This window comes from Mesorhizobium sp. M1A.F.Ca.IN.022.07.1.1 (assembly GCF_003997575.1).
Taxonomy (GTDB): Bacteria; Pseudomonadota; Alphaproteobacteria; order Rhizobiales; family Rhizobiaceae; genus Mesorhizobium.
This window is the reverse complement of record NZ_RZST01000278.1, coordinates 1-8,348: the sequence shown is the minus strand read 5'-3', so window position 1 is coordinate 8,348 and position 8,348 is coordinate 1. Positions and strand designations below refer to the sequence as shown.

Genomic DNA, 8,348 nt, shown 5'->3' with positions numbered 1-8,348 from the left:
CCTTTCCATGATTGCGCTTGAAGCCATCGGCACCCAGCAGAACCTTTTGAACCAAAGCCCGGGCTTGGCCGGACCAGCTTGTTTGCTCGCACAGAGCCGGCGCGGGAGATCCCGGCCGTTTTCATCGCGCAAGCGATTCCCCCGCCACGGGAGCACGCCTGCGAAAATCGTCGCGATCATCTGAAACCCGGAAGCGCCTTGCACATCTTACCCTGGCGGGAAGCTGCAGGGCGGGCGGTTCCAGGATTGCAGTGATCCAATGTCGCTTTTATGATTTGGCGGGTTGGAAGGCAACCCCGATTTCGGATGCCGGCAAAAAGCGCTTCCGCAGGGGAAGGTGGCGCTCCACCTACTGCATGAAAGGCTTGGTTAACCTTCTCTGGATACCAATCGTTAATCGGGTTGGCCGCCAGACAGGCCGTTCTGCCAAACAGGCCGGCGCGAGGCGCCTAACGGGGAGCGACTAGAATAGAGATGGGAATGGCAGGCACCGCAGACAAGGAGCGTGGCGCCGCCGGATATCTGCGGCTCATGGCAAGGACTGTTTTCCTGCTGGTGATCCTGCTTGGCGCGACCGCCGCCTCGCGGGCCGACGGGTTGCTTGGCGCCACCGGCTACAAGATGGCCGGCGACGCGACCAAGATGCGCATCGTCGTGACCTTCGACCGAGAACCGGACGTGAAGTGGTTTCTGCTGCGCGGTCCCAGCCGCCTTGTCGTCGACCTGCCGCGCACGCGATTCGCCCTCAACGCCAAGGACGTGAAGCCGCGCGGGCTGGTGCGCGCCGTCCGCTACGGCGATCAGGGCAAAGGCTCTCGGCTGATCCTGTCCGGCAAGGGACCGTTTGCCGTCGACAAGCTCGAGGTGCTGAAGAATGACGATGGCAGCGGCTATCGCGTCGCCATCGACATGTCGGCCGCATCCGAAAGAGAATTCGACGAGGCTTTGGCCAACCAATCGCTGACGACCGGCTCGACCGTTTCTACCGACAAGGGCGGCCGTGTCGGCACAGGGCCGATTTCGGCGCCTGGGCACCGCTTCACAGTGGTCATCGATCCGGGTCATGGCGGCGTCGACGGCGGCGCGGAGAGCGCCGGCGGCACGGTCGAGAAGAACGTCACGCTCGCCTTTGCGACCGAACTACGTGACAAGCTGGCCGCGGTCGGCAGCTATGATGTCTATATGACACGGGACAGTGACGTGTACCTGCCGCTCGACGAGCGCGTGCGCATCGCCCGCCAGCACGAAGCCGATCTGTTGATCTCCATCCATGCCGATACGATCGCCGTCAAGGGTCTCCGCGGTGCCACCGTCTACACGCTCTCGGACAAGGCTTCCGATCCCGAGGCTCAGGCGCTCGCCGATCGTGAAAACCTCTCCGACCAGTTCGCCGGCCTGAAGATCGAGGACGACAACAAGGAGGTCACCGACATCCTGATCGACCTGATCCGGCGCGAGACCCACGGCTTTTCGATGAGCTTTGCGCACACGCTGGTCGGCCAACTGTCGACCAGCGTCGGTCTGATCAACAATCCGCAGCGCTCGGCGGGTTTCAAGGTGCTGAAGGCGCCCGACGTGCCCTCGGTTCTGGTCGAGCTTGGTTACCTCTCCAACAGCAAGGACGAGGCGCAATTGCTCAGCGCCGACTGGCGCGGCAAGGCGGCTCAGAGCATAACCAATGCCGTTGCCCTGTTTGCCGCGGCGAAAGCGGGAGCCAGGGCTGGGGGCTGACGGGGACCGAACCCGCCCACAACCTTGGGCCGTCCTACAACCGCAAGCAGCGTTGCGCGACGACAACACGTGGCGTTATTATTTGACGGACGGAGTTCCTGAAACTTCGTGCTGCCGTATTTTGTCCACATGGTCGCGACAATGGGTTTCCATTGCGGATTGGGACCGCCCCTGAAGCTTGCGCGACTGTCGGCTTCGTTTAGGAAATCCCGGACCTCGGACTGGAGCGGGCATGATTCGTCTCATCGGCTATTTCTTCGGCATCGGCACGACGCTGGCGCTGCTGGTCGCTGCGGGCCTTGCCATCTATATCGGCCATCTGACGAAGGATCTGCCCGACTACGAGGTTCTGGCCAAATATGAGCCGCCGGTGACGACGCGCATCCATGCCTCGGATGGCTCGCTGATGGCCGAATATGCTCGCGAGCGGCGCCTTTATCTGCCGATCCAGGCGATCCCGGACCGCGTCAAGGCAGCCTTCATGTCGGCCGAGGACAAGAACTTCTATAACCATCCGGGCATCGACATCACCGGCCTCGGCCGCGCCATCATCGTCAATCTGCAGAATTTCGGCTCCGGCAGGCGTCAGGTCGGCGCCTCGACGATCACGCAGCAGGTTGCAAAGAACTTCCTGCTGACCTCCGACCAGACCTACGAGCGCAAGATCAAAGAGATGATCCTGGCCTTCCGCATCGAACAGGCCTATTCGAAGGACCGCATCCTCGAGCTCTATCTCAACGAGATCTTCTTCGGCTTCGGCGCCTATGGCGTGGCCGGCGCCGCGCTGACCTATTTCGACAAGTCGGTCAACGAACTCACCGTCGCTGAAGCCGCTTACCTTGCTTCGCTGCCCAAGGGCCCCAACAACTATCATCCCTTCAAGCATGCCGACCGGGCGATCGAGCGCCGCAATTGGGTCATCGATCAGATGGTCGAGAACGGCTACGTCACGCGCGAGGAGGGCGACAAGGCCAAGGCCGAGCCGCTCGGCGTGAAGCCGCGCCGCAACGGCTCCTACCTGTTCGCGGGCGAGTATTTCACCGAGGAGGTGCGCCGCCAGATCATCGCCCGCTACGGCGAGAATGCGCTCTATGAGGGCGGCCTGTCGGTGCGCACCACGCTCGATCCGAAAATCCAGCTCATCGCCCGCAAGGCGATGCAGAACGGATTGCTGAAATACGATACGCTGCGCGGCTATCGCGGACCGGTGACCCATATCGACGTTTCCGGCGACTGGGGCGTGCCGCTCGGCGCGGTCAAGGGGCTGGAGGACGTGCCGGAGTGGACGCTCGCCGTCGTGCTTGACAGTTCTGCCGACGGGCTGACGATCGGCATTCAGCCGGCGCGCCAGGTCTCCGGCGACCTCGTCAAGGACCGCGTCGAGGGCACCGTCAGCAAGGACGACATGGGCTTTGCCATGCGCCATTTCGTCAACGGCAAGTCCGTCAGGGCGAAATCTCCGGCGGAAGTGCTTGAACCCGGCGACGTCATCTTCGTGCAGAAGAACGAGGGCTCCGACAACGCCTATAGCCTGCGCCAGGTGCCCGAGGTCGAAGGCGGCCTGGTTGCCATGGATCCGCATACCGGGCGTGTGTTGGCCATGGTCGGCGGCTTCTCCTACGCGCAGTCGGAGTTCAACCGCGCTACCCAGGCGATGCGCCAGCCGGGCTCCTCGTTCAAGCCGATCGTCTATTCGGCGGCGCTCGACAACGGCTACACGCCGGCTTCCGTGATCATGGACGGGCCGATCACCATCCAGAGCGGCAACACGACCTGGACGCCGAAGAACTATGACGGCACGGCCGCCGGCCCGGCCACCTTGCGCTCGGGCATCGAGAAGTCGCGCAACCTGATGACGGTGCGGCTGGCCAACGACATGGGCATGAAGCTGGTCGTCGAATATGCCGAGCGTTTCGGCGTTTACGATCATCTTGCGCCCTATCTGCCGATGGCTCTGGGCTCCGGCGAGACGACGGTCATGCGCATGGTGTCGGCCTATTCGATCATGGCCAATGGCGGCAAGTCGATCAAACCGTCGCTGATCGACCGCATCCAGGATCGCTACGGCAAGACCGTGTTCAAGCAGGACGAACGCGGCTGCGAGGGCTGCAACGCCGCCGAATGGAAGAACCAACCCGAGCCGGAACTGGTCGACAATTCCGAGCAGGTGCTCGATCCGATGACCGCCTACCAGATCACCTCCATGATGGAGGGCGTGGTGCAGCGCGGCACCGGCGCCACCATCGCCGAGCTCGGCCGCCATATCGCCGGCAAGACCGGAACCACCAATGACGAGAAGGACGCCTGGTTCATCGGCTTCACGCCGAACCTCGTCGTCGGCCTCTATATGGGCTACGATACGCCGCGCGGCCTGGGCAAGGGGGCCACGGGTGGTGGCCTCGCCGCGCCGATCTTCAAGGACTTCATGCGCGTCGCGCTCGACGGCACGCCCAATGTCGACTTCCAGGTTCCGGAAGGCATGAAGCTGATCGCCATCAACCGCAAGACCGGCATGCGCGCGGCCGAAGGCGACCCCAACACCATCATCGAGGCGTTCAAGCCCGGCACCGGCCCGGCCGACAGCTATTGGGTCATCGGCATGGGCGCGGACGGCTCCAATGGTGCCGGCGGCGCGCTGTCGCCGCAGGCCAATCAGGCCATCCAGGACGGTGGCGGCGGCCTTTACTGACTTCCCCAGGTTTCGAATGGGCCGGCAGCTTAACGCCGGCCCATTTCGCTTTACAGGCGGCGGTGCCGTGCCTATGTATCGCGCCGATTCCGAAAAGAACGACAAGAACAGGACAGAACGAAGAGCCATGCGCGCGGAAACGCAGAACATTGTCGACGAGATCAGGCAGGCGATAACCCTGCTGAGGAGGCATCTTTGACTGGGATCCGGCCCTCAAGCGGCTTGAATATCTGAACTCGCGCGCGGAGGATTCCAGCCTCTGGAACGACCCTGCGGAAGCGCAGAAGCTAATGCGGGAGCGCCAGAGCCTCGATGAGGGGATCGCGGCGGTCAAAGGCCTGACCCAGGCGCTCGAGGACAATATCGGCCTGATCGAACTCGGCGAGGAAGAGGGCGACGAGGGCGTCGTCGCCGAAGCCGAAGCGGCGCTGCGTTCGATGCAGGGCGAGGCCAAGGCCCGTCAGGTGGAGACCCTGTTGTCGGGCGAGGCGGACGCCAACGACACCTATCTTGAAATCCATGCCGGCGCCGGCGGCACCGAGAGCCAGGACTGGGCCTCGATGCTCTTGCGCATGTACACGCGCTGGGCCGAGCGGCGCCGCTTCAAAGTCGAGGTGCTGGAAGTCCATGAAGGCGAAGAGGCCGGCATCAAGTCGGCCACCGTGCTTATCAAGGGGCACAACGCCTATGGCTGGTTGAAGACAGAATCTGGCGTTCACCGCCTGGTGCGCATCTCGCCCTACGACAGCAATGCGCGCCGCCACACCTCCTTCGCCAGCGTCTGGGTCTATCCCGTCATCGACGACACGATCGAGATCAACGTTTCGGAATCCGACGTGCGCATCGACACCTACCGTTCATCCGGGTCGGGCGGGCAGCACGTCAACACCACCGACTCGGCGGTCCGCATCACCCATCTCGCGACCGGCATCGCAGTTGCTTGCCAAGCCGAACGCTCGCAGCACAAGAACCGGGCCAAGGCCTGGGAGATGCTGCGCTCGCGGCTCTACGAGGAAGAGCTGAAAAAGCGCGAGGCCGTGGCGAACGCCACCGAGGCGTCGAAGAGCGATATCGGCTGGGGCCACCAGATCCGTTCTTACGTCCTCCAACCCTATCAGCTGGTGAAGGATCTGCGCACCGGCGTCGAAAACACCAGCCCGTCAAGCGTGCTCGACGGCGATCTCGACGAATTCATGGAGGCCTCGCTGTCGCATCGCATCGAGGGCGGTGCAGGTGAGGCGATGGCGGACCTCGACTAGGTATTCCGAAAACTTTCCGCCGGGTGGCGGCTGGCAGGGGGTGAGACCTTGGCAAATCCGGAAAAGGCAGGTGCTCGTACGCTTGCCGGGCAATGCTTCTGCAGCCTCGTCCGCTACGAGGTGACCGATGAATTCGCCTACGCGGTGAATTGCCATTGCTCGAACTGCCGCCGTACTACAGGGTCGGCTTTCAAGCCCATTGCCGGCATCGCGCGCGACAAGTTTCATCTCACCGCGGGCGACGACAGGCTGCTGATCTATGGCGATGCCGGCGGCCACGATGCGCATTGCGGGCAGTGCGGCTCCTTGCTCTACTCCTTGGTGCGGGAGGGTGCCTACGTCCATGTTGCCATGGGGACCCTGACAGGCGATCCGAGCATTCGCCCAAGTGCACATATCTTCGTCGGTTCCAAGGCGCCATGGTTCACGATTACGGACGACCTGCCGCAATATCGTGAACATGTCACCGGCTGACGGTCGGAACTTCCGTCGGCAGAATTTCGTTCTTAGGCACCCCTGGTCGCAGGCTTGTCGTAGTTATTGTTAACCAAGTCGGCGCACCCTTTTCTGCGGCCGCTGCTGAACCCCGGTGCGATTCCGAGGGCACGCCCAGTTCTTGCGCCGGCCAAGGAATCAGCCCAGCATTCGGGCTGGGTATAGAAGCATGTATGGCCGGACGCGGCATATCTGCGACTGACGATCCGGCCACTGGGAAGACACGTTCCGGGAACGGGCAAGCGACAAAACGCTTGATGCTCGAAAGGAACGCTTCGATGTCTGCTGCCAAGTCAAGATCGGCCCGAGCCGTTCGCCCGGCCGGCCGGCTCCTGTTGTCCCTGTTCGCCACCTTCGGGACCATGATGCTGACCGCTACTGCCGTCGCGCACGACGCCAAACCTACGGCGGTGCTTCCGCAAGCCTGGAGCTATCCCTTTGCCTGCTGCGCCAACTACGACTGCAAGGAGGTGCCACAGACATCGATCGGCGAGCGGCCGGAAGGCTATGTGATAAAAGGCACGGGCGAGGTGGTCGCCTACAGCGACAAGCGGGTCAAGGATTCGCCTGATGGCGAATATCACTGGTGCGCGCACCAGGCCGGATTGGACGCCGGCAAGACCATCTGCCTGTTCGTGCCGCCGCCCTCTTACTAGGATTGCCGCGGCCAGGCAGTGCCGAAAGCAATGTGAGCCTCTCGACCGGGCGCTACCGCGCCTGTTGACGGACGGTTGTCAGGACGACTTCTTTATGTTGCCTTGCTGCCACAGAAGTTCCGCGGCGTCTTCCGCACGGAACTGTGCGGGGCAGGCGGACAAGGGAGAGATCCATGATGATCAAGGGAAGCTGCCACTGCAAGGCCACGACTTTCGAAGTCTCCGAGGCGCCGCAGACGGTGACGCAATGCACCTGCTCATTCTGCTCCAAGCGCGGGTCGCTCTGGGCCTATTACGTCCCGTCGCAATTCAAGCTCACCAGCCCACCTAAGAACGTCTCCTTCTACCGCTGGGGCTCGAAAACCATAAAGCATGGTTTCTGCTCGACCTGCGGCTGCGGCACCTTCACCGAAACGCCGGACTGGTCGACGGGCCAGCCCGACTTCGACAACCCGAGGATCAGCGTCAACTCTCGCCTGTTCGACGACTTCGACCTGGACAGGGTCGAAGTGGTGGTGATCGACGGCAAGAACCTCTGGTAGCTTTGCCGTTCCGCTTTTTGCCGCAATTCATGGTACAACGCGTGCGGAAGGGCTGATTTGGCGCGGCTGCAACGGCCGCGATTTGGAGAGGGACAATCTTATGAAGAAGACCGTGCTCGTCGCCGTGGCGACGGCTGTGCTCGTGAGCGCCTGCACCACCACCGATCCGTATACCGGCGACCAGAAGATCTCCAACACCGCGGCCGGCGCCGGGCTCGGCGCGTTGGCGGGTGCCAGCCTTGGTCTGCTGGCCGGCGGCAACGACCGCCGCAACGCGCTAATCGGTGCGGGCATCGGCGCCCTTGCCGGCGGCGCGATCGGCGCGACGATGGACCAGAACGAGGCCGAGCTTCGCCGTCAGCTGCAGGGCACCGGCGTCAGCGTCACCCGCAGCGGCGACCAGATCATTCTCAACATGCCGTCCGACATCACCTTCAACGTCGACCAGGACGCGGTGAAGCCGGGCTTCTATCCGGTGCTGAACTCGGTGGCGCTGGTGCTGAACAAGTTCCGCCAGACGACCGTCGACGTCTTCGGCCACACCGACTCGACCGGCGGCGACGAGCACAATTTCGACCTGTCGCAGCGCCGTGCGCTGGCCGTCGCCAACTACCTGTCGGGCCAGGGCGTCGATTCCCGCCGCTTCGCCGTCACCGGCTTCGGCAAGACACGTCCGGTTGCTTCCAACGCGACGGCTGCCGGTCGCGCCCAGAACCGTCGCGTCGAGATCCAGCTGTCGCCGCTGACCTGATAGAAGCTGCTGCCAGGAGAACTACTCTACTATGCAAAACGGCCCCGCGAGGGCCGTTTTGTTTGACCTCGAGATGGGAAAAGCCGTCGGGGCCTCAGCTAGGCTGAATCGACATTCAGCGCATCCATAACATAGCTGCGGCGAGATGGATGAAGGCGAGGAAGTGGCCGGCGCGACGATCGAAGCGTGTGGCGAAGCGTCTGAAATGCTTGAGCTTGTTGAAGC

General features: G+C 63.0%; 8 protein-coding genes and 1 pseudogene. 8 read left to right on the top strand and 1 reads right to left on the bottom strand.

What is annotated here, in order from left to right; translation table 11 throughout:
• The 8 genes from EOA75_RS34545 to EOA75_RS24625 all read left to right on the top strand — a co-directional run.
• Positions 1–184, top strand: a 184-nt coding sequence (locus EOA75_RS34545) for a hypothetical protein (RefSeq protein ID WP_206517031.1), incomplete at its 5' end; no start/stop codon positions are given.
• 290 nt (positions 185–474) lie between these two features.
• Positions 475–1,731, top strand: a complete 1,257-nt coding sequence (locus EOA75_RS24655) for an N-acetylmuramoyl-L-alanine amidase (RefSeq protein ID WP_127325380.1) — start codon at positions 475–477, stop codon at positions 1,729–1,731.
• 232 nt (positions 1,732–1,963) lie between these two features.
• Positions 1,964–4,420: a penicillin-binding protein 1A gene (locus tag EOA75_RS24650; protein WP_066989516.1), complete on the top strand. Its 2,457-nt coding sequence runs from the start codon at positions 1,964–1,966 to the stop codon at positions 4,418–4,420.
• 127 nt (positions 4,421–4,547) lie between these two features.
• Positions 4,548–5,679 (top strand): peptide chain release factor 2 gene (gene prfB / locus EOA75_RS24645; RefSeq protein WP_127240096.1). Its coding sequence is split into 2 segments (ribosomal slippage): positions 4,548–4,613 and positions 4,615–5,679, totalling 1,131 coding nucleotides; the frame shifts between segments, so codons are not numbered across the junction.
• Between the two features lie 48 nt (positions 5,680–5,727).
• The gene (locus EOA75_RS24640; protein ID WP_095824706.1) at positions 5,728–6,153 is read left to right on the top strand and encodes a GFA family protein; all 426 of its coding nucleotides are present in this window, start codon (positions 5,728–5,730) and stop codon (positions 6,151–6,153) included.
• Between the two features lie 299 nt (positions 6,154–6,452).
• Positions 6,453–6,830 (top strand): hypothetical protein, encoded by a 378-nt coding sequence (locus EOA75_RS24635; protein ID WP_095801362.1) that lies wholly within the window; start codon positions 6,453–6,455, stop codon positions 6,828–6,830.
• Positions 6,831–7,003: 173 nt separating this feature from the next.
• Positions 7,004–7,372 (top strand): GFA family protein, encoded by a 369-nt coding sequence (locus tag EOA75_RS24630; protein WP_095801315.1) that lies wholly within the window; start codon positions 7,004–7,006, stop codon positions 7,370–7,372.
• 100 nt (positions 7,373–7,472) lie between these two features.
• A complete protein-coding gene (locus EOA75_RS24625) occupies positions 7,473–8,123 on the top strand; it encodes an OmpA family protein (RefSeq protein WP_095783284.1) in 651 nt (216 codons plus the stop codon).
• Between the two features lie 115 nt (positions 8,124–8,238).
• Here the strand turns inward: EOA75_RS24625 and EOA75_RS24620 are convergent.
• Positions 8,239–8,348 (bottom strand): annotated as a pseudogene (locus EOA75_RS24620) (IS5/IS1182 family transposase); the annotation flags it as partial.

Bases quoted from the DNA above. Each gene is read 5' to 3' on its own strand.
- EOA75_RS24650 (WP_066989516.1), top strand. From the start codon at position 1,964: ATGATTCGTCTCATCGGCTATTTCTTCGGCATCGGCACGACGCTGGCG.
- EOA75_RS24635 (WP_095801362.1), top strand. From the start codon at position 6,453: ATGTCTGCTGCCAAGTCAAGATCGGCCCGAGCCGTTCGCCCGGCCGGC.
- EOA75_RS24625 (WP_095783284.1), top strand. From the start codon at position 7,473: ATGAAGAAGACCGTGCTCGTCGCCGTGGCGACGGCTGTGCTCGTGAGC.
- EOA75_RS24655 (WP_127325380.1), top strand. From the start codon at position 475: ATGGGAATGGCAGGCACCGCAGACAAGGAGCGTGGCGCCGCCGGATAT.
- EOA75_RS24630 (WP_095801315.1), top strand. From the start codon at position 7,004: ATGATGATCAAGGGAAGCTGCCACTGCAAGGCCACGACTTTCGAAGTC.